Below are 23,338 nucleotides of genomic sequence, written 5' to 3'. Positions count from 1 at the left end.
CAAAGCAGCCACTCAGCATCCGGAGGCTGTGTGGGTAGCGGTAGCCCACCATTTCCTGCACCGCACAAAAAAGCCCGGCCACCATGCGGATGGGCCGGGCTTGAAAATCGAAGCTGAAGCGGCTTAAAAGTCTTCGTCGAGGGAGAAGGCGTTTTCGGTCCGCTCGCTCATCACGCCGGCCTTCTGGTACTCGGCCACGCGCTTCTCAAAGAAGTTGGTTTTGCCCTGCAGCGAAATCATTTCCATGAAGTCGAAGGGGTTGGTCGAGTTGTAGATCTTGCTGTAGCCCAGGCTCACCAGCAGGCGGTCGGCCACAAACTCGATGTACTGGGCCATGCTCTTGGCGTTCATGCCAATCAGGTTCACGGGCAGCGCATCGGTCACAAATTCCTGCTCGATGCTCACCGCGTCGCGGATGATGCTGTGGACCCGCTCCTCGCTGAGCTTGTTTTGCAGGTAGCTGTAGAGCAGGCAGGCGAAGTCGCAGTGCAGGCCTTCGTCGCGCGAAATCAGCTCGTTAGAGAACGTCAGGCCGGGCATCAGGCCGCGCTTCTTGAGCCAGAAGATGGAGCAGAACGAGCCCGAGAAAAAGATGCCTTCCACGGCGGCAAAGGCGATGATGCGCTCGGCAAAGTTCTCGGAGTTGATCCACTTCAGGGCCCACTCGCCCTTTTTCTTCACGCAAGGCACGGTTTCCAGCGCGTTGAAGAGGCGGTCTTTCTCCTGGGGGTTTTTGATGTAGGTATCAATCAGCAGGGAGTAAGTCTCCGAGTGAATGTTTTCCATCATGATCTGGAAACCGTAGAAGCAGCGGGCCTCGGGCATCTGCACTTCCTGCATGAAGTTGACGGCCAGGTTCTCGTTCACGATGCCGTCGGAGGCGGCGAAGAAAGCCAGCACGTGCGAAATGAAGTGCTTCTCGTTGTCGTTGAGGCTGTCCCAGTCCTTTTGGTCCTGAGAGAGGTCAATTTCTTCGGCCGTCCAGAAGGAGGCTTCGGCCTTCTTGTACATCTGCCACACATCGTCATTCTGGATGGGGAAGAGCACGAAGCGGTTGGGATTCTCGACGAGCAAGGGTTCCATAGCAAGGAAGTAAGGCGTGGAAAGATCTTCTAACAAAACCTGAACGGGCAGGAAGAACAGCTAGCCAACCCGGCGCCAACAGGAAATGTTTGGCAGTTTTTTCGGGCGGCTCAGCCAGATCGAAGCATCAAATATAAACCCCGGCCGAACCTCATTCACGTTTTTTCTCCGCTATTTTTTCTGTATAGCCTAAAGATTTCCACAAGGCGCCTTCGACTCAAAATGGGGCAAAAAGAAGGCAAATGACCCGATTTTAGAAAAGTTATCCACATTTTACCTGTGGACAATTTAGTTTATCCACAAATTTGCTATGCGTGTGCCCGCTCAGGCGTTCCTTAAGGGACTTGACGCCATAGATTTCCGGCGTCAGAATCAGCGTCCGGTAAGCCGACTGAATGACGATTAGTGAGTTAGGTTTGGTTTTGTAGAATAGAACTTCTACTTTTGCCTTCCATTTTTCAGAAACCGCGAAGACGCCGATGTACGCAATTGTCAACATAGCCGGGAAACAGACCAAGGTCGAAGCCAATAAATTTGTATACGCCCACCGTTTGGCTGGCAACGTCGGCGATACGGTAGAGCTGGGCAAAGCCCTGCTGACCGACAGTGATGGCACCATCACCGTAGGTTCGCCCACGCTGGACGTAACCGTAACCGGTACCATTCTGTCGCACGTGCAGGGCGACAAGGTATTGGTATTCAAGAAGAAGCGCCGCAAGGGCTACAAGAAGCTGAACGGTCACCGTCAGCAGTTCACCAAAGTAATGATCAACAGCATCGGCTAATTAGGGCTTAGTTGTTAGTGCTTGGTGCCTGGAGTAACTCCTCCAGCGTCGCTCGGCTCTAACGCGACATTCTAAGCACTGATAACCAAGCACTAAGTACTAAATACAATGGCACACAAGAAAGGCGTAGGTAGCTCCAACAACGGCCGCGAATCTCATTCTAAGCGCTTGGGCGTGAAGATCTTCGGCGGTCAAGATATCATTGCTGGTAACATCATCGTGCGTCAGCGCGGCACCAAGCACCACCCCGGTCAGAACGTGGGTATCGGCAAGGACCACACGCTGTTCGCTATGGTTGACGGCACGGTACAGTTCCGCAAGGGCCGCAAGGACCGTTCGTACGTGACGGTTGTTCCGGTTACCGAAACAGCTGAAGCTGCTGCTTAACTAGCGTTTAGCGGCTCTTCGAAGCTGCTTTGCTATCGAAAAGGGATAGTCCTGCCGGGCTATCCCTTTTTGCGTTGCTCCTCATCGAGAGCCTTCAGTAATCAGGTTAGTGCGTACAATACGGGCTTGCTTGGGCTGGCATCCAGCTCCAGGCTGGTTATCTGCAGGTTGAGCAGATAGAAGCCATCCGCTACCGAGTCGGGCACAAAGATGAGCTCGGTGATGGTGCTGGCGGTACGGGTTTGCTCGGGGTACTGCCAGAAGGCATGATGCGCCAGCAGCTCACCGTTGTCTTCTTCCCGGTCGACGCTGGGCAGGTCGAGCAAGAGGTGTTGAATATCCTGCGCTGCGAGATAATGCGCCAGAGCGGGTTCCAAGTAAGTGGGGTTGGTGCCGGAATACTGCCGGTGGCGCTTGGCCGGGTCATTAGGCCGTGTGCGTAAAATCACTGCCTCGGGCCTCGCTATGCCCGCTTCCAGCAGGGGCTGCACATCGGCCAGCATCACAACCAGGTCGCCATTGGCCTGCTCTTGAGGCGCTACCGACACTAGCTGGGCTACGAACAGGAAACGGTGCAGGCAGCGGTTAAGCGTTGCTTCGGGTTCGGGGCTGATGTGGCCGTAGCATTCGGTGTGGGTGCCGTTGCCGTGGGGCGTAAGGTGCACACGCTGGTAATTGGTGCTGCCGCCCAGGGCTACGCTACCCACAAAGCTGCCGACCCGAATAACGTCGAACTGCACCGGCTCAGCCCACCAGCAGTTAACCTGCCCGGGGCCGGGAGCCAGGGGCAGGGAAATGTCCAGGGGTGCCGCGGGGTTAAAGACAAAGGTGCGGCCGAGGTGAGTGTAGGTAGCAGTTGGTTCCAAGCAGGTGGAGGTAAGTAGTTAGTTTTCTACCGGCAGTGCATTCAGAATCCGGCTTATTTCGGGGGCGTGGCTAACGACCATGAAATGGGTACCCCCCGGAATAAGATGCTCAACGGGAGTAGGACCAGGTGGAAAGACCCGGTCGTGGGTTCCCAGCAGCTGAATGCTGTGGCCCACGTTGCTACTGTCCCAGTGCAGCAGGCGGTGAATGGCCCAGCGGGTGTAAGTGGGCTCCATGTCGCGCAGAATCTGGCGAAACAGCTCGTATTCTTCCCCGTTGTTGACCCCAAAATACCACTGCCCGGCCCGGGGGAACAGCTTGAGCCACTGGGGCGGAAACAGCTTGTACGCCCTAGTACCCCGAATAAGGCGTAAAAGCCGGGGCAGGCAGTCGGCGTCGGGGATGCTGGAAATCAGCACGGCCCGGGACTGGGGACGGAGGCGGGCAATTTCGAGGGCAATGACGCCCCCAAACGAGACGCCCACCAGAAAGCAGGGACGGTCGGCGGGAACGGCTGCAGCCATGCGGGCGGCGTAGTGGGGCAGGGTTTCGTCGGCCTCGGGCGTAAGCCAGGGCAACACGTGTTTCTCGCCTTCCAGCAGGGGGAGCAGGTTTTTGAATACCCGCTCATCGGCTCCCAGGCCGGGCAACAAGTAAAACACGCGGGACGAAGCAGCAGCGGGCATAGAAAACCAGGTTAGGGCCAGGAGGAAAACCAGCCATTTCACGGTTCCAGGCGCATGAACACTCCTTCCAGGTAGAAGATGTTGTGCGGCATGCTGTCCTCGTCCTCCTCGGGCTCGTCGGCCGGGTAGGTGCAGGAAAGCTTCATAGCTACGCCGTCCAGCGGTACCGGGGGCGAGTCTTCGGTGGTGTATTCCAGCAGGCAGGGCCAGTCGGTGACGGTGGCCAGGGCTTCGGCTACTTGCTCCTGTAAGGCTTCGGCCCGCAGCCCGGCCAGGCGCAGCAGCAGGTCGAGCGTCGGGAACTGCAGGCCTAAGTGAAAAAAATGAATGTCGTCGTCGAAAAACGTGGTGGCCCACACCGTTACGTCGTCGGTGTTGTCAAAGACAATAGCGGTAATCTGGACTTGCTCGACAAAAAAGTCGGTGTCATCCACCAAAGCATCAACAAGGCGTTTCATCTTCTGAACATACGTAAATCCGGGGCACAGATTAAGCGAATGAAGCAGATTTCGCGGATTTTGCTGGCAGCCGTTTCTGCTGATTTAGACAAGCAGCTAAAAGGGAAGTAGTTAGGCTACGGGCAAAGAACCAGCCTACTGGGTAGCAAGTTCTCGGCTCAGGATCAGACTACTCCTGGGGTTCCAGAAACAGCTCAAGCGTAATCTGGTCGGCCAGCAGTTTGCCCCGATCGGTAAGCACCAGCTGGGGGCCGCGCACCGTGGCCCAGCCGTTGTGCTGCAGCTCCTGCAGGTAAGCCGCGCGGTCGGTGCGCAAGTCGGTGCCCAGGGTGTGGTGCAGATAGTCCAGGTCGCAGCCCCGGCTGGTGCGCAGAGAAGTCATCAGGTATTCGTTGGCGCGGTCGGTGGGCGTGAGGGTTTCCACGGTGGCCGGCACCTCGCCCAGCTCCAGCACACTGCTTACGTACTGCGGGTTGTTGGCCACGGCATACTGGCGGCTGTAGCCATTAAAGGAGTGGGCGCTGGGTCCTAAGCCCAGGTAAGGCACGCCCCGCCAGTAATTGGAATTATGGCGCGATTCCCGGCCTGGGCGGCAGAAGTTGGAAATTTCGTACTGCTCATACCCCTGGGCCGGGAGGTTGGCCAGCAGCATTTCAAACTGCCGGGCCACAAAGTCATCGGGCGGGGCCGCGAAGGTGCCCTTGCGCAGCTTGCGGCCAAATACCGTGTCGGGCTCAATCGTCAGGGCGTAGCAGGACAGGTGGGGCACGTTCAGAGCGAAGGCCGCGGCCATATCCTGCTCCCACAGGCTGTGGTCAGGCGCCGGCACCCCGTAAATCAGATCCACGGAAATATTCTCGAAGCCCGCCGCCTGGGCCGCGCGCACTGCCGTCGTCGACTCCTGGGCCGAGTGGGCGCGGTTCATCAGGCGCAGGTGGGGCTCGTGAAAGCTTTGCAGACCGATGCTCAGGCGGTTGACGGGCGAAGCGGCCAGCTCCCGGAGCTTGGCGGGCGTCAGGTCGTCGGGGTTGGCTTCCAGGGTTATTTCCACGTCGGGGGCCACCCGAAAATGCCGGTGAATGGCCTCGAACAGCACGTCCAGCTCGGCCTCGGTCAGCAGGGAAGGCGTGCCACCACCGAAGTAAATGGTTTCCAGCGTCGCCTCCGGGCCCAGGTAGTCGCGGCGGATTTCCAGCTCCCGCACCAGGGCTTCCACCAGCTTGCTTTTCAGACCCATGGAGGTGCTGAAGTGGAAGTCGCAGTAGTGACAGGCCTGCTTGCAGAAGGGAATATGAAGGTAGATTCCAGCCATGAAAAGGAGAAAGGGCCGCTCAGATAGGCAGGCGTAACGACAGAAAACAGCGGCGGGCCGGTGGTTCGTTCACTACCGGGGCTGGCAAACGGACGGGGCCGCGTATTTTCGGGAAATTAAAAGCGCGGTTTCGCGTTTGTATTGCCAAATGTACGCCCGCGCCCTTGTTTTTCTGCTGCTGAGCGGCTGGCTCTTGCTTGCCGGGCTGAATCCCGCGCGGGCGCAGACGCCGACGTTGCCCGTGCCCAACCAGCCGGCCCTGCAAACACCGCCGCTGCCGCCGGCTACCACCAAGGTTGATTCGCTTTCCCGCAAAGTGCTCCGTAGCGCCAGCCGCAAATTCATTCGCCTGGATACCGAGGCCGCCGACCGGGCGCTGCTGCGGCGCTACCGGTATCAAACCACCGTTTCTGATTCCTTGGCGGCTTTTCGGACGGTGCGCGACGTTGTGCAGGCGTTGCAGGCCGATGCGTACCTGACGGCCTCGGCCGACGGCATGCGCTGGAGCCACGACACGCTACGGGTGCGGCTCTACGTGGGGGAGAAGTTTCGGTGGGCCCGTCTGCGCAATGGCAACCTCGGCGACGGGCTGCTGACGCGGGCCGGCTACCGGGAACGGTTTTTCACCGGCAAGCCTTTCGAGCCGACCGAATGGGCCAAGCTGCAACAGAACATTCTGGCCGAAGCCGAAAACCAGGGCTACCCCTTTGCTACCGTCCGCCTCGACTCGCTGGAGCTACGCGGAGCCGATATTACCGGCCGGGTGCTGCTCGACCGGGGCCGGGCGGTCGTGTTCGACTCAATTCAGATAGTGGGCAAGACCAAGACGAAAAAGCGGTTTCTGACCAAATACCTGCAGATATTTCCCAATCAGCCCTACAACCAGCAGCGCGTTGATGCCGTCGGCCGCTTGTTGCGGCAACTGCCCTATCTGCAGGTGAAAGCCGAGCCCGAAGTCCGCTTTGCCCAGGGGCGGGCCCGGGTGTACCTGCTGCTGGAAGACCGGCCGTCTAATCAGTTCGACGCTATTGTGGGGGTGCTGCCTAACTCCTCGCCAGCGCCGGGCCAAAGCAAGGTGCAGCTCACCGGCGACGTGACTATCAACCTGCGCAACCTCAGCGGCGGCGGCAAGCAGATAGGCTTGCAGTGGCGCAAGCTCGATGCACTGTCTCAGCTACTGGACGCCCATTATGTACACCCCAACTTTTTTGGTACTCCCCTGGAGCTGGGCGGCACCTTCAATCTGTACAAGCAGTCCAACTCGTTTCTGACGTTGCAGCCCCGGGTGCAGGTAACGTACCCGACGGTACGGGCCGGGCGCATTTCCTTTTTCACGGAGCGGCGCAGCTCCCGCCTGCTGGCCGACAGCGCCGGGGCCCTGCGCCGGCTCGAAAAGCTGCCCGACAACGTCGATTCGGAGTACACCTCTTACGGCCTCGACTACAACTGGAACAGCCTCGACGATTTGCTCTTCCCGCGCCGGGGCTTTCTGGCGGCCGGGCAGGCGGCCGTCGGTACCAAGCGCATCAGCAAAAACGCCGACCTGAATGACACGCTCTATAACCGGGTACCGTTGCGCTCCACCCAGGTTACGCTGGGTCTGCGGCTGGAGCGCTACTACCGCATCGGCAGGGGCGGGGTGCTGCTCACCCGGTTGCGCGGCGCGTCCCTGGTCAACCAACGTCTGTTTCTGAACGACATGTTCCGCATCGGGGGGCTGGCTACGCTGCGGGGCTTCAACGAGTACGCCTTCTATGCCAACACCTACGGCGTGGGAACCGTGGAATACCGCCAGTTCACCGGCGCCGACTCCTATGTTTTCGTCTTTGCCGACCAGGCTTATCTGCGGCGCGATTTGCAGAACGATAAAAGCCGGGACACTCCGACGGGCCTGGGGGCAGGCCTGAGCTTTCGGACCGGCGCCGGCCTGTTTCAGTTCGTGTACTCGGTCGGCAGCTCCGAGAATCAGCAGATGTCCTTGAGCAATTCCAAGATTCACTTCGGCATCACCAGCCGGTTTTAGCCGGGCCGTAGAACAAAACAAGGCCGCTCCTGCGTAGGAGCGGCCTTGTTTTGTAAGGCGCAAATGCGAAGCCGCCTTATTTCAGCGCGCTTTTCAACTCGCCGGCAGCCAGAGCCTGGGCTTCTTTGGCCTGAGGTACTACCGCGCCCATGCCGAAAAACTCGTGGGTCACGTTGTCGTAGTTCTGGTACTTCACCGCAATACCGGCGGCCTGCAGCTTATCGGCGTAGGCTTTGCCCTCGCTCATCAGCGGGTCGATGCCGGCCGTGATAACCGTAGCTGGCGCCAGGCCTTTCACATTCGGAGCCTTTACCAGCGAAATCAGCGGGCTGTTGCCATCAGCCGGGGTGCGCAGGTAGTGCTTGAAAAACCAGCCCATAAAAGGTTTGCTCAGGGGCTTGGCCTGGGCATTCTTCTGGTAAGAGGGCGTGTTCATGCTGTAGTCGGCAATGGGGTAAACCAGCAGCTGGTGTTTGGGTTGTTGCACGCCTTTGTCGCGGGCCATCATGCACACAGCGGCAGCCAGGTTGCCGCCCGCACTTTCGCCGGCTACCGCCACGCGTTTGGGGTCACCGTTAATCGAAGCCGCATTTTTCAGCACCCACTGGTAGGCTGCAAACGAGTCGTTGTGGGCCGTAGGAAACTTGTTTTCGGGGGCCTGCCGGTAGGCTACTGATACGAAAATAGCGTTGGTTTGCTCGGCCAGAGCCCGCACGGAGGGGTCGTACGTGTCGAGGTTGGCAATAACCCAGCCGCCGCCGTGGTAGTACACCACTACTGGTAGCGGGCCCGTGGCTCCTTTAGGCGTGTAGATGCGGGCTTTCACCCCCGGGGCCACTTCCTTGCTTACTGTGTCGAGCGGGGAGGGTGGAGTTGGAATCCCGAAATCCTTCATAACGGCCATCGTGGCATCGGTGGCCGAGGGTGCTTTGCGTACCTCAGCAGGAGTAAGGGTTTCAGGTGGCGTGGGTCCTTGCAGGCTAGCCAGCTTTTCAATAACGGTCAGCATTTCCGGACCAATGTTGGGAGCCCAAGCGGGAGCTGGACCGGCAGGCGCTACCGGCTTGGGCGCGGCCGTAGCGCCGGAATCAGCGGAGGCCTCCGTCGTAGGAGCCGAGCTGCTCTCCGCCGTTTCAGACGATTGGCCGCTATTGCAGGAAGATAATCCCAGCGTAGAAAGAAAAACAGCGGTAGCGAGGCTGGCCAGCCGGCCAGTTGTGAGCAAAGAAGAAGATGTCATGGTGTGGTTGAGATAAACGTGCGGAATAGATGAGCTTACGGACGGCCCCGCGCATGGTTTAGCTCAGCACTAACTACAGGTAGGTTTACTAGACTAGCGTCGGTTATGAAGCCCTGGTAAGCGCATAGGTATAGCGGGAGTGAAAAAATATTCTCCCTGATACTCAGGGTAAAGCCTACCTGCAAAGCCAATCTTTAGCCAGCTATGCAGCAATTGTAAAAAACCCTCGTACATTTGCATCACCAAACAGTGCGGGGTGGAGCAGTTGGTAGCTCGTTGGGCTCATAACCCAAAGGTCACAGGTTCGAGTCCTGTCCCCGCTACCTAGAAAGGCCAAGTAGTTCTTCTGAACTGCTTGGCCTTTTGCTTTAGGCGGCTTATCGAGTAAAGCGGCTACGGGCGTCTCTGCGGGGAAGGCAGTCTGGGTTCCTTGCTGGTCGGCTAACTACGAAGTAGCCGGAAGGCGCCGCGCTTGCCAGGCCTGCAGGTCGTCGGCCGTATCTACATCACGCAAAGCGGGCAGTTGGGCTACGCTAAGGCCCAGCCGGCGGGCATCGGCCAGGGTGTCGGCCAGCACTGAGGCAGTACTCCAGGCTTTATCACGAAAAAACTCGGCTATTGGCGCGCGCATGCCCAGCAGGTAATACCCCCCGTCGAGGGCCGGGCCCACTACTACGTCGTGGGTGGTGAGGTACTGGAAGGCTGCTTGGAGGTGAGCCGAACCCAGCTCCGGGCAATCGGTGCCGATAATAATAGCCGTAGTGGCTCCAGCTGCAAAGGCAGCTACAAAGGCCTGATGCATCCGTTCCCCCAAGTCGCCAGCGGGCTGCGGGCGTTGGGTATAGCCAGTCCAGGAGGAAAAGGTAGTGTCGGTAGCAAGAGGGTTGCCGGCCAGCCACAGGGTTTTAGTAGCTGCAACACCATTGGCGGCGGCATGGGTACGGGCCAGCAAGTCGCGGTACACGCGCAGGGCCTCGTGGGGCCCGACCGTATAAGCCAGGCGCGTTTTCACCTGACCCAACTCGGGGTGACGGGCAAAAATCAGCAGATGGTCAGCCATGGGGCCAGGAGAATAGGCGAGTTAGGAAAAAAGAGTACAGGCTGGGCGGTGCTAATGCTAGGCCACGGTGCCCCCACAACTAGAGCCGGCGCCGGCCGTGCAGCCGTAGCAGTGCTGGTTGACGACAATAGCCCGCTGGCTGAGGGCGGCCGCGTCAAAGTCGCGGATGTGGCGCACGGGGCTGGCCACGTGCAGGTCCAGCATCTGGTTGAAGTCGCAGTCGTAAAGCCCCCCGTCCCAGCCCACCGAAATGGTGTTGCGGCACATCACGCCGGCCGCCGCCGCAGGGTTGAAGGCGTTAACCAGCTTTTCCATGTAGCCCGCGTAGTTGCCCGACTCGATGAGGTAGTCGAGGTAGCGGCTGACAGGAATATTGGTAATGGCAAACAGCTCGTTGAAGACAATGCCGTGGTCTTTGAGCAGCACGCGCTTAAACTGCTCCTGCAGGCCCTTTTGGCCCCCGGGCAAAAAGGCGCCGGCCGGGTTATACACCAGGTTGAGCACCAGCCCCGAGCCTTGCTGTCCGTAACCGACGGCGTTGAGCATCTTCAGGGCCCGGATGGAATCGGCGAATACCCCGTCGCCCCGCTGCCGGTCGGTTTTGTCGGCGCTGTAGAAGGGCAGGGAACTAACCACCTCCACGCCGTGGCGCTTAAAGAATTCGGGTAGGTCGTGGTACTTCTTGTTGGCCACGATGATAGTCAGGTTGCAGCGCACCAGCACCTTGCGGCCCAGCTTGCTGACTTCCTCCACAAACCAGCGGAAATCCGGGTTCATCTCGGGGGCGCCGCCGGTCAGGTCTACCGTCGGAATGTCGGTTTGGGCCAGGGCATCGAGGCAGTACTGCATGGTTTCCCGCGTCATGATTTCCTTGCGGTCGGGGCCGGCATCGACGTGGCAGTGGCGGCACACCTGGTTGCACATCTTGCCCACGTTGATTTGCAGCACAGCCGGCGCCACGGGCGTCAGCGGAAACAGGCTGGCCCCGCGCAGCTTCTCATGAAACAGCGGGAGGTGGAGCGTGTCGGCCACTTCGCGCCGCAGCACCGTGAGCTGAAAGTCGGAGTCGGCGAGTTGGTGGCCAGTGGCCTTCAGGGACTTAATCATCAGCGAGAAAAGAAAGACGACGGCTGGGCATTAGGATGAGCAAGTCCGCAGATTTCGGGCCCCGGCTTATCCGGCCTACGCTCCAGATGTACGAAAACAAATGGAATGTCGATTTAGCGCCATCGTTATTCATAAAAATGTCGAAGGCGGCGAATTGTAGCAAGCACAATCCAGTCGCCGAGGCGGGGAAAGTAGGTGTGTACCAGCGCAATGAGCATTCCCAGAGCCGAAATAACCGTGCGCTGCCGCCGGCGCCGAATGTGCCGGAGAATGATGGAGGCCACTTCGGCCTGGGTTTTCTGCCAGCGGGGCGGCCGGTGGGCAATGGGTACGGGCTGCCCAGTGGCATCAAGCACCCGCTTGTCGGGGTCGTTCTGAGTAAAGCCAATGTGCACCACCCCGAAGTGGATACCGGTGTGGGCCAGCTCCAGCCGCAGGGTGTGGGCCAGATTGGCCACGGCGGCCTTGCCGGCACAGTAGGCCGAGCCACTGGGCATGCCATTGAGGGCCGAAATAGAGGAAATGAACGTGACGCTGCCCCGGGTGTGGGTAAGATAGGGCAGCGCCGCCTTCAGCGGATACACCGTGCCGTAGATGTTGCTGTCGAGCACCTGCCGAAATACCTGGGGCTGCATATCGGCGAAGTAGGCCCGCTGGGAAATGCTGGCGTTGGTAACCAGAATGTCCAGCCGCCCAAATGTTTGGACTGCCGTGTTAATCAGGGTTTCACAGGCTTCGTAGTCGGTAACGTCGGCCACGCAGCTGGCTACGCGCAGGCCGGCCCGCTCAAATTCCTGGTGGGTTTGGGCCAGGCGCGTGGCATTGCGGCCGTTGAGGACCACGGCGGCGCCCTGCTGGCACAAGGCCCGGGCGGTTTCCCGGCCAATGCCGGATTCGGAGCCCGTTATAATGGCGACCTTGCCGGCAAATAAGCCTTGGGCAACACTGGCTGGCCGCGGCGGCAGTTCCGGCGTCGGGGTAGGGGCTGGGGCCGAAACTGGCTGGGGGTCAGGCATAGTTATGCGCTTTAAACCAGTGAAAAGCTTCCAGAATAGCCTGCTCCAGCGCGGTTTGAGGCAGGGCCAACTCCGTCCGGGCCTTGTGCACGCTAAAGTAATGCTCGTCGTTGGCCACGGCTACCATGGCCGAGTTGAGCTGAGCCGGGCGGCCGGTAAAGCGGGTTTTGGCGTCGCAAGCGGCTCCGTAGAGACGGGCCAGCAGGGGCGGTAGCCGGCGCGAGGGGGGCCGCACGTTCATCAGACGGGCCATCAGGGCAAAGGCTTCGCCGTAGCTCAGGTTTTGATTGCCCAGGATATAGGATTCTCCCACCCGGCCCTGGGTCAGCGCATTGACGGTGGCCACGGCTACATCCCGCACGTGCACGTAGTTTTTGCCCCCGGCCGGGTAGCCGGGCAGCTTGCCGCGGTAGAGTTCCAGCAGCAGGGCATTGGAGGTAGGTTTGGCGTCGCCGGGGCCGAGCATGAAGGTAGGGTGCACCAGCACGGCCGGTAGCTGCCACTCGCGCACGGCCCGCAGCACCCGCTCGGTAGCAGCTAGCTTGCTGTCCATGTAATCGAGGCCGTAGCGGTGGCCGGCAAAGGGAGTGGTTTCGTTGCCGGGCTGGCGGCGGGTGCCGAAGCCGAAGACGTTGGCCGTGCCCACGTACACAAACCGGCCCACGCCGGCCCGCTGGGCTAGCTGCAGCACGGTGGCGGTGCCGGTATCATTCACCGCCCACACGGCCGGGTTGCGGGCCGGGTGTACCTGGGCCAGGGCCGCGGCGTGAATAATGGCTCCGCAGCCGTCGGCGCACCCGGCCACGCTGGCGGGCTGGCTGATGTCGCCTTCCCATACCTCCACGGGCAATGATGCAAGGGGCGGCAACGCCGCGGGGCCCGCCGTGCTGCGTACCAGGGCCCGCACCGCATAGCCCCGCAGCAGGAGCTCCTGCACAAGATGACGACCCAAAAAGCCGCCGGCGCCGGTGACAAGCACGGTGGGCAGCATCAGCGGTAGTTGAGCATGGCTTTGTAGGTGCGGGCAATGCGGGCGGGCGCCACGTTGAGAAAAAACAGGGAAAAAGCCGTCAGATTAGCCAGCTGCACCCGGAGCCAGCTGTTGGTTTCGTACTTGCGGGCCGACACAACTACGTCTTTGGGTACAATCAGGAAGCGCGCCTGCTGGCGGATGCGCCGGATGATGTCGAAGTCTTCCATAATAACGTAGTACTCATCGAACCCCCGCAGGCGCTCAAACAGCTGGCGGGTGATAAACAGGGTTTGGTCGCCGCCCCGGCTCATGATGCCCTGGAAACGGGTGCCGTAGCTGTTCAGGCGCAGCAGCAGATGGCGGGAAGCAAACCGGAACCGGTAGCAGCCCGCCTCGTAACCTTGGGCCACGGCTTGGCGAATAGTAGCCACATACTCCGGGTGAACCTCTACGTCGGCGTGCACGAAGTACAGCACGTCGCCGGTGGCGTGCCGGGCCCCGTGGTTCATTTGGGCGGCGCGGCCGGGCTTGCTGCACGTGAGTACCGTGGCCCCGGCCTGGCGGGCCAGCTCGGCGGTACCGTCGGGGCTGTTGGCATCGACTACCAGTATTTCCACGACCCGGGCAGGATCGTGCTGGCGTAGCTGGCCGATCAGTCTGGCAATGGTAGCGGCTTCGTTGTAGGTGGGAATAATAACGCTGAGCCTCATGCAAGCAAGGTAAGAGGGAACCCAGAATTCTCTTTTTCAGGTACGTAAAGAAGAGCTATTCCTCTGAGATTCTCCTCAAGGTCGGGTGCAAATCCCGTCAGTTCAAGCCCAGAGCGCTAGAGCAAAGCGCAGGACCAAGGGCCGGTGAGGCATGTACGATAAGGCGCTGCCGAGGGGTTTGCCCGGGCTACATCTTTCCACGGGCCCAGGCACGTATATGGTGGTCAACGTCTCTGCTGCCAATGACCATTTCTTCTTTCTGCCGCCTGACTGCCGCTGCCAGCACCCTGCTACTAGCCAGTGCCTTTGCCCCGCCAGCTGTGCCCGGGGTACCCTCTGCTCGGCCCATGCGGGCTACGGCGGCCGGTATCGACCACAGCGCCTTCGATAAGCTCTTGAAGAAGCACGTCAACGCGAAAGGCCTGGTTGATTACAAGGGCTGGAAAGCCGATCAGAATGCCTTCAATCAGTACCTGAACCTGTTAAGCAAAAATCCGCCGGCTGCCAGCTGGAGCAAAGCCGAGCAAATGGCCTATTGGATCAATGCCTACAATGCCTACACTATTCGCCTGATTCTGGACCATTACCCCGTGCAGAGCATCAAGGATATTGGCTCGAAAATCAAGATTCCCTTCGTCACTACGCCCTGGGCCGCCAAGTTTTTCAGCATCGGGGGCACCAAGATGAGCCTCGACAACATTGAGCACGGCACCCTGCGCAAGAACTACGACGACCCCCGCATTCATTTTGCCCTGGTGTGCGCCTCTTTGTCGTGCCCGCGCCTGCGCAACGAAGCCTACACTGCCGCCAAGCTCGACAGCCAGCTCGACGATCAAGGCCGCGACTTTCTGAACGACCCCGGCAAAAACAAGCCCGGCAAAGCCACGGCCCAGCTCTCCAAGTACTTCGACTGGTACAAAGGCGACTGGACGAGCAACGGCCAAACGGTCGTCGGCTGGGTAAACAAGTACGCGGCGACCAAAATGGATAATGCCACCAAGGTTACCTACCTCGACTATAACTGGCAGCTCAATGCCCAGTAGAGCCGCCCATCCGCTGCTACGCAAGGTGCTATGAGCCGGCTGCTTACCCGCGCGCTGAAGTCGCTTCTGCTACTTGGGCTGGTGGTGCCTGGCCCGGCTCTGGCTCAGGCGCTCCCGGCCCCCGAGACGCGCCGGTACAGCATTGAAGTAGCCGGCGTGCCGGTAGGCACCATGACGGCCACGCGCCGCTACGGGACCGGCGGCGAAGTCGTCTCGACGCTGGTGAGCGACGTGAAAGTGAACATTCTGTTCTATCATCTCAAGGTCTACTACCAGGTAGTCAACCGCTTCCGCAACGGGCAGCTACTGCTCTCGACGGTAGAGGCCCGCACCAACCAGGGCGACTTCGCCTCCCGCGCCGAGTGGAAGGACGACCATTACGACATTGTCGCCAGCCAGTACAAGCACCAGTACCGCGCCATCGAAAAGCAGCCCATTACCTACGCCGTCACTGACCTGTTTTTTGGCGAGCCGGGCAACCGTGCCAAGGCATATGCGGAATACTTCGGCGACTATTTCAGCCTGAGTCGGGCGCCGGCGCCGGCTACCTACCGGGCCCGACGCGACGGGCGGGAGGATGAGTACCACTACGCCAACGGGCAACTGGTCACCATCATCAAGAAGAACCCACTGAAGAACTTTATTATCCGTTTACAGCCGTGAGAGATTCCCGCCGGGTAGCCCTTGCTGAAATGTAGCTGGCCCAGTCCGGGTGATGCACTATTGGGTGAAGTACTGCTTAGCAAACTCCTGGGCGTAGGCTTTTATCTGGTCGCGCACGCGCCGGAACTGCCCGAGTATTTCCTCGGCGGTGCCAGTGGCCTTGGCCGGGTCCGGAAAGTTGTGGTGCAGCTGCGTCGCCGAGGAGGGGAAGACCGGACAAACCTCGCGGGCATGGTCGCACACCGTCATGACGTAATCGAAGGGCAGGGCAGCATATTCGTCCACGTGGTTGCTGGTGTGATGGGAAATATCTACCCCATCTTCCTGCATCACCAGTACCGCTTTCGGGTTCACCCCGTGCGTTTCAACGCCGGCACTATACACCGTGGCCTGGGCGCCCAGTAGCTGGGTTAAGTAGCCGTGCAGGAGCTGGCTACGGCAGGAATTGCCGGTGCAGAGCACCAGCACGAGTTTCTTTTCGGACATACCTGACAGGTAGAGAGTAGTAGTGCTTGAGCCCGGTCCCGTTCGGGGGCTTAGCAGCAGCCTCCGCCCGGCGCGCAGCTGGCCGCCGTGGTGTGGGCGGGCGTGGTTTCCACCAGCGTAAAGGCCATGGGAGCCGTGGTTAGCACTTCTTCCGCTACGGCCGGCTGCTGGGCTGCCGGCGCTATGCAGCACTGGCTGGTAGTGGCCGCCTGGTCGTACTCGGTTTGGTAACGCGGGTCGTTGAACTCGGCATCTTCGTGGAAATAGTACACCTCCCACTCCACGCCGTCAGGGTCGTTTACCCAGAACTTGTCTTGTTTGGCGTAGCAGCAGCTCGTGCCCATTTCTTCCCGGGCCACCAGACCGGCACGGTGGGCCACTGCCAAGCGCTGCTCCATTTCCGCCACGGTTTCCACCTGAAAGCCCAGGTGCCCGAAGTTGCTGGCCACGCGCTCCGGGTTTTCCACGAAGGAGATAATCAGGGAGGGACGGTCGAGCACGTACTTGGCGTAGCCCCGGCGGATTTTAGTGGCCGGTTGCCCGAAAAAGGCCGTGTAGAAGTTGACAGTAGCCGTCAGATCGGACACGTACAGGGAGACGTGCATGCGAGGAAAAACGCTGGTTTCCATACTATAAAAGGGTTAGGTGAGAAAAACTTAGCAGCAGGCCGAGCCCGGGGCGCAGACGTCGGTGTGGGTGGCCCCGGTGAAAAAGGAGGTAAACTGCTCGTGCACTTGGCGCAGCAGGTCCGTGTTCAGGCAGTAGCACACCGTCAGCCCCTCGATTTCGCCCCGAATCAGATCCAGCGCTTTCAGCTCCTGCAGATGCTGCGAAACGGTAGTGCGCGACAACGGCAGCTCGGCGGCAATGTCGCCGGAGATACACGTCTTTTTGGAAGCCAGCAGCTGGATAATAGCCACCCGGGCCGGGTGGGCCAGGGCTTTGGCTACCCGGGCCAGTTGCTGCTGTTCGTCGGTGAAGGCGGTGGTTTTGGCGTAAGTCATTCGAGAAGCTATGAAGTATGTCGTAAATATACGACATAGTTTTATATCTGGTTATTCCCGTTCCCTTTTTTCTTAGGAGCGAAGTACAGAAATAGGACCTGAACACTGAAAACGAGTTGACCTGCGTATCTTTGCACCCTGTGATACGACCTGCCTTCGCCCTTTTCCTGAGTGTGCTCATGCTGGTGAGCAGCCTGGTTCCGCAGAACGATGTGGAGGAACTGAGCAAGCTGCCGCAGCTCGTACAGCACTTCCGTGCCCACGCGGCCGCCACCCAGGGCCAGTTGTCGGTAAGCCAGTTTCTGGGCTTGCACTACGGGGCCGCCAGCACCCGCCACGACCAGTACGTGCGGGCCGTGCGCCACAGTCAGGAGCACGACAACCTGCCCCTGCGCGGGCAGCACAACTTTCCCAACCTCGACTATATCGTACCCGCCAGCCGCATTACCGTGCTGGCCTGTCGCCCCCTGCGGCCGGCGGCCGTATACCGGGCCTCGCCCCGGCCGCTGTATGCTTTTGCTTTGGCTAACAGTCTGTTGCAGCCGCCCCGGGCTTAGCTTGCCTCTGGGTTAGGAATACCGTTGGAGCCGCTGTGGCCGACGTTATTCCTGTTTTCTGACTGCTGACCCGCCCGATTACTATATCCGGCAATGGGGTTGTTGGGGCCTGTGAGGCCGCCGCAGTCTATTTTCTCTTGTTGCCTTCGCCTGCCATTCCGAAACGGGAGTGGGAAAGCCGCGTCGTAGCCATCAGCTGCTGGCGGCTGGGCTAAGGAACTACCATCCCCTTGCTTATGCTCACCAAGATTATTGCGGCCAGCATCCGCAACAAGCTTTTCGTGGCCCTGCTGGTGCTGGGCCTCATTGCCTGGGGGGGCTACTCGGCGGCCCATCTGCCCCTCGACGCCATTCCCGACATTACCAACAACCAAGTGCAGGTCATTACCCAGAGCCCGGCCCTGGCTGCCCAGGAAGTGGAGCAGCTGCTCACCGTGCCCCTGGAGCAGCAGCTGCGCACCGTGCCCGGCGTGCAGGAAATTCGCTCGACCTCCCGCTTCGGCCTCTCGGTTATTACCGTCGTGTTTGGCGACGAGGCCGATACCTACCTGACCCGGCAGCTGGTGGCCGAAAAGCTCAAGGCCGCCGAAAGCAGCCTGAGTCCCGACGCCGGCCACCCCGAAATGGCCCCCATTACCACCGGCTTGGGCGAAATTTTCCAGTACTCGATTCGGACCGAGCCGGGCTTTGAGAAGAAGTTCAGCCTGACCCAGCTGCGCGACGTGCAGGACTGGATAGTCAAGCGCCAGCTCTCCAGCGTGCCGGGCGTGGTGGACGTGAGCAGCTTCGGCGGGGCCGTGCGCCAGTACGAAGTCAGCGTGAACCCGGAGCGGCTGAATGCGGCGGGCGTGTCTCTGGCCGAGCTGTACGCGGCTTTGCAGGCTAATAACGCCAATACCGGCGGCTCTTACTTAGAGCAGGGACCCAACGCGTACTTTATCCGGGGGGAAGGCCGGGTCGGGACCCTCGACGACGTGGGCAATATCGTGGTGAAGCACACCGAAGGACTGCCCGTGCTGGTGCGCGACGTGGCCCGGGTCGGCTTTGGGCAGGCCGTGCGCTACGGGGCCATGACCCGCAACGGCCGGGGTGAAACCGTGGGTGGTATTGTGCTGATGCTCAAGGGAGCCAGCTCCGAGGAAACCATTCGGGGCGTGAAGGCGCGGGTAGCCGAAATCCAGGCCACGCTGCCGAAAGGCCTAGTAATTGAGCCGTTTCTGGACCGCACTAAGCTGATTGACAAGGCCATTCATACCGTGAGCAGCAACCTGGTGGAGGGCGGCGTCATTGTCATCGTGGTGCTGCTGGTGCTGCTCGGCAACCTGCGGGCCGGTCTGGTGGTGGCCTCCATGATACCCTTGTGCATGCTCTTTGCCCTGGGCATGATGCGTACCTTCGGCGTGTCGGCCAACCTGATGAGTCTGGGGGCGTTGGACTTCGGCCTGATTGTGGACGGGGCCGTGATTATCGTGGAAGCCATGATTTTTCACTTGGTGCACCACCGCCGGCAGGCCGAAATTGAAAGCATGAACTACGTGGCCGAAACGGCCGCCACCCGCATGATGCGCTCGGCCTTGTTCGGGCAGCTCATCATCCTGATTGTGTACTTCCCCATCCTGGCCCTGACCGGCATCGAGGGCAAGATGTTCCGGCCCATGGCCCTGACCGTGAGCTTCGCCATTATCGGAGCTATGCTGCTGTGTCTGACCTACGTGCCGGCCGTATCGGCCTGGGCGTTGCGCAAGAATATCAAAGAGGAAGGCACTTTCGCCGACCGGCTGATGAAGTTCCTCTACCGCGGCTACCGGCCCCTGATTACGGCCGCTCTGCAGTGGCGGCGGGCCGTGGTAGCCGGGGCCCTGGCCTTGCTGGCCCTGAGCGTGGTGGTGTTTCTGGGCATGGGTGGGGAGTTTGTGCCCCAGCTCGACGAGGGCGACTTCGCCGTGAACGTGACGCTCAAGCCCGGCTCCTCGCTCAGCCAAAGCATTGCCACCACTACCAAGGTGCAGAAGGTGCTGCTGCAGAAATTCCCGGAAATCGAGCAGGTGGTGGGCAAAATCGGCACCTCGGAAATTCCCACCGACCCCATGTCGTTGGAAGACTCCGACCAGATAGTGGTGCTCAAAGACCAAAAGGAGTGGACCTCGGCCAGCTCGCGGGAGGAATTAGCCAATAAAATGCAGGCCGCCCTGGCCGGTATTCCCGGCATTACGCTGGAATTCCAGCAGCCCATTCAGATGCGCTTCAACGAGCTGATTTCGGGGGTGAAGTCCGATATCAGCATCAAGATTTACGGCGACGACCTGGGCTTGCTCTATGAAAAAGCTACCCAGGCCGCTACCCTCATCCGGCCCCTGGCGGGCGTGGGCGATTTGAAAGTCGAGCAGATTGTGGGCCTGCCCCAGCTGCGCGTAAGCTACGACCGGCAGAAAATGGCCCGCTACGGCCTGAACGTGGCCGATTTGAACACGCTCTTGCGGGCGTCCTTCGCCGGCGACGTGGCCGGGCAGGTCTACGAGGGGGAGCGGCGCTACGACCTGGTGCTCCGTCTCGACTCCGCCAACCGCCGCAGCATCAATGACTTGCGCAGCCTCTACGTGGACTTGCCCGGCGGGCAGAAAATTCCGCTGGGCGAAATCGCCACCGTGGCCTTCCGCAACGCGCCCATGCAGGTGTCCAGAGACGATGCCCGGCGCCGCATCAACATCGGGGTGAACGTGCGTAACCGGGACGTGGAAAGCCTGGTGGCCGACATTCAGCAGCAGCTCAACGCCCACCTGAAGCTGCCCCCGGGCTACACCGTGGCCTACGGCGGGCAGTTTGAAAACCTGCTCCAGGCCAAGTCCCGCCTGCAGGTGGCCGTGCCCGTGGCCTTGTTGCTCATTTTCCTGCTGCTCTACCTGTCCTTCCGCTCGGTGAAGCAGGCAGCTTTGATTTTCACCGGTATTCCGTTGGCGGCCATTGGCGGTATTCTGGCCTTGTGGCTGCGGGGTATGCCCTTCAGTATTTCGGCGGGCGTGGGCTTTATTGCCTTATTCGGGGTAGCCGTACTCAATGGGATTGTGCTGGTAGCCAGTATCAACGAGTTTGCCGCCACCGGCGTGCGGGCCGTGCAGGCCCGGGTGCTGCACGCCACCTCCGAGCGGTTCCGGCCGGTGCTGCTCACGGCCGCCGTGGCCTCGCTCGGGTTTTTGCCTATGGCCTTGTCGTCGTCGGCCGGGGCGGAGGTGCAGAAGCCCCTGGCCACGGTGGTTATTGGCGGACTGATTTCGGCTACCCTGCTCACGCTGGTCGTGCTGCCGGTGCTCTACACGCTGTTTACCAAAGACGGGGAGCCTAGCCCCACCGACGACTCGCCCGAGCACGAACCCGCTAGCTTCGCCTCGGCCGGCCGGCTAGGAGCAGTGCTGCTGGTGCTGGGCAGTTTGCTGACGTTGATGCCGCACTCGGCCCGGGCTCAAAGCCAGCCCCTCGCTACGCCGCTCACCCTCGACCAGGCCCTGCAGCTGGGCGGTCAGCAAAGCTTGCTGCTGCAAACGGCCACCCTGGAAACCCAGCGCCAACGGGCCCTGACCCGCACCGGCTACGACATTCCCCGCACTTCGGTGGACTACCAGTTTGGCCAGATTTCCGGGCCCCTGCGCGACCAAAGCCTGAACGTGGTGCAGCAAAGCGCCCTGCCCCAGGTGTATGCCGCCCAGCGCAAGCTGCTCGAAGCCCAGGTACTGACGGCCGAGCAACGGGCCCGGAGTCAGCGCCGGGAGGTGAGTCAGGCCATTCGCAGCGCCTACTACCAGCTCCTGACCGACTACCGCCGCCTGGCCGTGCTCCGCCGGCAGGACAGCCTCTACCGCCGGGCCGCCCGGGCGGCCAGCATCCGCTACCGCACCGGCGAAACCAACCGCCTGGAGCAGGTGTCGGCCGAGGCCCGGGCCCAGGAGCTGCACAATCAGCTGGCTACGCTGCGCACCGCCGTGCAGGTGCAGCGCCAGCAGCTGGGCGTGCTGCTCAACACCGGCGGCCCGGTCAGCATCGATACTACCGCCAGCCTGACGGTGCTACTATCTGCCGCCGATACCGTGCTGCTGACCCCCGAGGCCAACCCCACGCTGGCCGGCTTGCAGCAGCAGGTGGCGGCCAGTCAGCAGCAGACCCGGGTGGAAAAGCTGCGCCGCCTGCCCGAGGTGCGGGCCGGCTACTTCACCCAGACCATCAATAAAGAACGGGGCTTCCAGGTGGGGCAGGTGGGCGTGTCGGTGCCGCTGCTGGGCGGGGTGCAGAAAAACCGCATTGCCGCCGCCCAGCTCGGCGAGCAGGTGGCCGCCTCGGAGCTGGCCTACGCCACGGCCCAGGTGCACGGGCAGGTGGTGGCCCTGCGCCAGCAGCTGACCCGGGCCCGGGCCTCGCTGCGCTACTACGAGCAAACGGCCCTGCCCCAGGCTCGCCTCATTTTGACCACGGCCGAGAAAAGCTTCCGGGCCGGCGACATCGACTACGTGACCTACGTGGTGAACACCGAGCCCGTCTGGCAGATTCAGCAGGCCCACCTCGACCAGGCCCGGCAGTACAACGAGCTGGTTATTGCCCTCCAAACTCTTACCGCTACCGAATAATGGCAGCTTCCTCTTTGCTTTTTCGCATGAATCGTTCTTCAGCCGCCGCCCTGGCGGTACTTCTTATCAGTGTGGCACTCAGCTCCTGTCAGTCGGGTAGTCAGGCCGAAAACCGGGCCACGCCGGCTGCCGAAACTCCTGCTGCCCCGGCTTCCCCCGACGAGGTAAGCATCAGCGCGGCCCAGCTGGCGGCGGCCGGTATCGAGCTGGGCGGCTTCACCCACAAGAACATGACCACCAACGTGCTGGCCAACGGCGTGGTGGACGTGCCGCCCCAGAACCGGGTGTCCATCAGCCCCGTTATGGGCGGCTACGTGCAGCGGGTGGATGTGCTGCCCGGTCAGCAGGTGAAGAAGGGGGAGGTCGTGGCCATTCTGCGCCACCCCGACTACCTCAAGCTCCAGCAGGAATATTTGCAGGCCCGGGCCCGGCTCACGTTTCTGAGCCAGGAGTTGCAGCGCCAGCAAACCCTCGACGCCGAAGACGTGGGAGCCAAGCGCAAGCTCCAGCAGGCCCAGGCCGACTACGCCACCGAGCAGGCCACCGAGCGGGCCCTGGCCGGACAGCTGCGCCTGCTGGGCTTGGTGCCCGAACGACTGAAGGCGTCCTCACTCACGCCCAACGTGGCCCTGACGACCCCGCTCAGCGGCTTTGTGAAGGCCGTTAACATCAACCCCGGGCAGTACGCCAACCCCCAGGACGTGCTCATCGAAATCCTCAACCACGCCGATTTGCACCTGGAGCTCAAGGTGTTCGAGAAGGACATTGCCCGCCTGCGCAAAGACCAGAAGATCCTGTTTAAGGTGCCCAGCAGCTCGGTACCCCAGGAGTTTTCGGCCCACATCTACCTCATCGGCCAAGACTTCGACGGGGAAGCCCGCACCGTGAATGTGCACGCCCACCTCGACGACAACAAGGCCCCGGTGCTGCCCGGGCAGTACGTGGCGGCTCAGATTCAGACCGGCGGCGCCCGGCAGCCCACCCTGCCCGAGGAGGCTGTTATTCAGGCCGGGGAGCTGAGCTATGTATTTGCCCGGGTGGGAAAAACCGGAAACCACTTCCGGCGTTACCGCGTTCAAACGGGCTCCGTGCAGAACGGCGACGTGGCCATCCGGCCCCTCGACGAGCTGCCCGACACGCTGCAACTCGTGCGGCGTGGGGCCTACTTCCTGGAAGCCGAGCTCAGCAAGGGCCAGCAGCAGGAAGAATAGCCCGGCGTAGCCTTGCGCCAAGCTGGGTAGCCGCTCCGGCACCCGGGAATCCGT

Annotated in this window: 22 protein-coding genes and 1 tRNA gene; 9 read left to right on the top strand and 14 right to left on the bottom strand. The window is 61.1% G+C overall.

From position 1 onward, the window contains the following. Positions 1-123 precede the first annotated feature (123 nt). Positions 124-1,083: a ribonucleoside-diphosphate reductase small subunit gene (locus E5K02_RS15095; RefSeq protein WP_135395901.1), complete on the bottom strand. Its 960-nt coding sequence runs from the start codon at positions 1,081-1,083 to the stop codon at positions 124-126. Positions 1,084-1,562: 479 nt separating this feature from the next. Between E5K02_RS15095 and rplU the strand changes: the two genes are divergently transcribed. Together rplU and rpmA are read left to right on the top strand one after the other, a co-directional pair. After that, on the top strand, positions 1,563-1,868 hold the full coding sequence (gene rplU, locus E5K02_RS15090) for a 50S ribosomal protein L21 (RefSeq protein WP_135395899.1): 306 nt from the start codon (positions 1,563-1,565) through the stop codon (positions 1,866-1,868). Positions 1,869-1,976: 108 nt separating this feature from the next. Next, entirely contained in the window at positions 1,977-2,255 is a 279-nt protein-coding gene (rpmA, locus tag E5K02_RS15085; protein WP_135395897.1) for a 50S ribosomal protein L27, read from the top strand. Positions 2,256-2,356: 101 nt separating this feature from the next. Here the strand turns inward: rpmA and E5K02_RS15080 are convergent, their stop codons facing one another. The 4 genes from E5K02_RS15080 to hemW form a co-directional block, all read right to left on the bottom strand. Continuing rightward, complete coding sequence (locus E5K02_RS15080) at positions 2,357-3,121, bottom strand: cyclase family protein (RefSeq protein WP_135395895.1); 765 nt, start codon at positions 3,119-3,121, stop codon at positions 2,357-2,359. 18 nt (positions 3,122-3,139) lie between these two features. Continuing rightward, positions 3,140-3,850, bottom strand: coding sequence for an alpha/beta fold hydrolase (locus tag E5K02_RS15075; RefSeq protein WP_262709854.1), 711 nt, complete (start codon positions 3,848-3,850; stop codon positions 3,140-3,142). Beyond that, the gene (locus E5K02_RS25575) at positions 3,847-4,266 is read right to left on the bottom strand and encodes a hypothetical protein (protein WP_167856418.1); all 420 of its coding nucleotides are present in this window, start codon (positions 4,264-4,266) and stop codon (positions 3,847-3,849) included. Before E5K02_RS25575 ends, E5K02_RS15075 begins: the two co-directional genes overlap by 4 nt. Before the next feature lie 169 nt (positions 4,267-4,435). Beyond that, positions 4,436-5,578, bottom strand: a complete 1,143-nt coding sequence (hemW, locus tag E5K02_RS15070; protein ID WP_135395891.1) for a radical SAM family heme chaperone HemW — start codon at positions 5,576-5,578, stop codon at positions 4,436-4,438. Between the two features lie 148 nt (positions 5,579-5,726). Between hemW and E5K02_RS15065 the strand changes: the two genes are divergently transcribed. Then, entirely contained in the window at positions 5,727-7,601 is a 1,875-nt protein-coding gene (locus tag E5K02_RS15065; RefSeq protein WP_135395889.1) for a BamA/TamA family outer membrane protein, read from the top strand. A gap of 76 nt (positions 7,602-7,677) precedes the next feature. Here the strand turns inward: E5K02_RS15065 and E5K02_RS15060 are convergent, their stop codons facing one another. Continuing rightward, entirely contained in the window at positions 7,678-8,841 is a 1,164-nt protein-coding gene (locus tag E5K02_RS15060) for an alpha/beta hydrolase (protein WP_135395887.1), read from the bottom strand. A gap of 250 nt (positions 8,842-9,091) precedes the next feature. On the opposite strand from E5K02_RS15060, the gene E5K02_RS15055 reads away from it, so the two are divergent. Then, positions 9,092-9,164, top strand: a tRNA-Met gene (locus tag E5K02_RS15055). Between the two features lie 122 nt (positions 9,165-9,286). On the opposite strand, the gene E5K02_RS15050 is transcribed toward E5K02_RS15055, so the two are convergent. From E5K02_RS15050 to E5K02_RS15030, 5 genes are all read right to left on the bottom strand, one after another. After that, positions 9,287-9,901, bottom strand: coding sequence for a TIGR04282 family arsenosugar biosynthesis glycosyltransferase (locus E5K02_RS15050; RefSeq protein WP_135395885.1), 615 nt, complete (start codon positions 9,899-9,901; stop codon positions 9,287-9,289). Positions 9,902-9,958: 57 nt separating this feature from the next. Next, a complete protein-coding gene (arsS, locus tag E5K02_RS15045) occupies positions 9,959-11,005 on the bottom strand; it encodes an arsenosugar biosynthesis radical SAM (seleno)protein ArsS (protein ID WP_135396032.1) in 1,047 nt (348 codons plus the stop codon). A 128-nt stretch (positions 11,006-11,133) separates the two neighbouring features. Further along, positions 11,134-12,024 (bottom strand): SDR family oxidoreductase, encoded by an 891-nt coding sequence (locus E5K02_RS15040; RefSeq protein WP_135395883.1) that lies wholly within the window; start codon positions 12,022-12,024, stop codon positions 11,134-11,136. Next, positions 12,017-13,015: an NAD-dependent epimerase/dehydratase family protein gene (locus E5K02_RS15035; protein WP_135395881.1), complete on the bottom strand. Its 999-nt coding sequence runs from the start codon at positions 13,013-13,015 to the stop codon at positions 12,017-12,019. The genes E5K02_RS15040 and E5K02_RS15035 overlap by 8 nt, the downstream gene beginning before the upstream one ends. Then, a complete protein-coding gene (locus E5K02_RS15030) occupies positions 13,015-13,707 on the bottom strand; it encodes a TIGR04283 family arsenosugar biosynthesis glycosyltransferase (RefSeq protein WP_135395879.1) in 693 nt (230 codons plus the stop codon). Before E5K02_RS15030 ends, E5K02_RS15035 begins: the two co-directional genes overlap by 1 nt. Before the next feature lie 242 nt (positions 13,708-13,949). Between E5K02_RS15030 and E5K02_RS15025 the strand changes: the two genes are divergently transcribed. Together E5K02_RS15025 and E5K02_RS15020 are read left to right on the top strand one after the other, a co-directional pair. Then, a complete protein-coding gene (locus tag E5K02_RS15025) occupies positions 13,950-14,750 on the top strand; it encodes a DUF547 domain-containing protein (RefSeq protein WP_135395877.1) in 801 nt (266 codons plus the stop codon). Positions 14,751-14,780: 30 nt separating this feature from the next. Then, positions 14,781-15,413, top strand: coding sequence for a DUF6134 family protein (locus E5K02_RS15020; RefSeq protein WP_240737291.1), 633 nt, complete (start codon positions 14,781-14,783; stop codon positions 15,411-15,413). Positions 15,414-15,470: 57 nt separating this feature from the next. Here E5K02_RS15020 and E5K02_RS15015 read toward each other — a convergent pair whose 3' ends face one another. From E5K02_RS15015 to E5K02_RS15005, 3 genes are read right to left on the bottom strand one after another with little or no spacing between them, the layout of a single operon-like run. Further along, positions 15,471-15,899 carry an arsenate reductase ArsC gene (locus E5K02_RS15015; protein WP_135395875.1) on the bottom strand — a complete coding sequence of 143 codons (429 nt, stop codon included), beginning with the start codon at positions 15,897-15,899 and terminating at the stop codon, positions 15,471-15,473. Between the two features lie 50 nt (positions 15,900-15,949). Continuing rightward, a complete protein-coding gene (locus tag E5K02_RS15010) occupies positions 15,950-16,528 on the bottom strand; it encodes an ArsI/CadI family heavy metal resistance metalloenzyme (protein ID WP_135395873.1) in 579 nt (192 codons plus the stop codon). A 27-nt stretch (positions 16,529-16,555) separates the two neighbouring features. Continuing rightward, positions 16,556-16,903 (bottom strand): ArsR/SmtB family transcription factor, encoded by a 348-nt coding sequence (locus E5K02_RS15005; RefSeq protein WP_135395871.1) that lies wholly within the window; start codon positions 16,901-16,903, stop codon positions 16,556-16,558. Between the two features lie 140 nt (positions 16,904-17,043). Here E5K02_RS15005 and E5K02_RS15000 point away from each other — a divergent pair, with 140 nt between their 5' ends. The 3 genes from E5K02_RS15000 to E5K02_RS14990 all read left to right on the top strand — a co-directional run bounded on the left by E5K02_RS15000 (position 17,044) and on the right by E5K02_RS14990 (position 23,284). Continuing rightward, positions 17,044-17,460 (top strand): hypothetical protein, encoded by a 417-nt coding sequence (locus tag E5K02_RS15000; RefSeq protein ID WP_135395869.1) that lies wholly within the window; start codon positions 17,044-17,046, stop codon positions 17,458-17,460. A gap of 236 nt (positions 17,461-17,696) precedes the next feature. Next, the gene (locus tag E5K02_RS14995; RefSeq protein ID WP_135395867.1) at positions 17,697-22,073 is read left to right on the top strand and encodes a CusA/CzcA family heavy metal efflux RND transporter; all 4,377 of its coding nucleotides are present in this window, start codon (positions 17,697-17,699) and stop codon (positions 22,071-22,073) included. A gap of 26 nt (positions 22,074-22,099) precedes the next feature. Continuing rightward, a complete protein-coding gene (locus E5K02_RS14990; RefSeq protein WP_167856417.1) occupies positions 22,100-23,284 on the top strand; it encodes an efflux RND transporter periplasmic adaptor subunit in 1,185 nt (394 codons plus the stop codon). The last annotated feature ends 54 nt before the right edge of the window (positions 23,285-23,338 follow it).

The organism is Hymenobacter metallicola, from assembly GCF_004745645.1.
Lineage (GTDB): Bacteria > Bacteroidota > Bacteroidia > Cytophagales > Hymenobacteraceae > Hymenobacter > Hymenobacter metallicola.
This window is presented reverse-complemented; position numbering and strand designations above follow the sequence as displayed.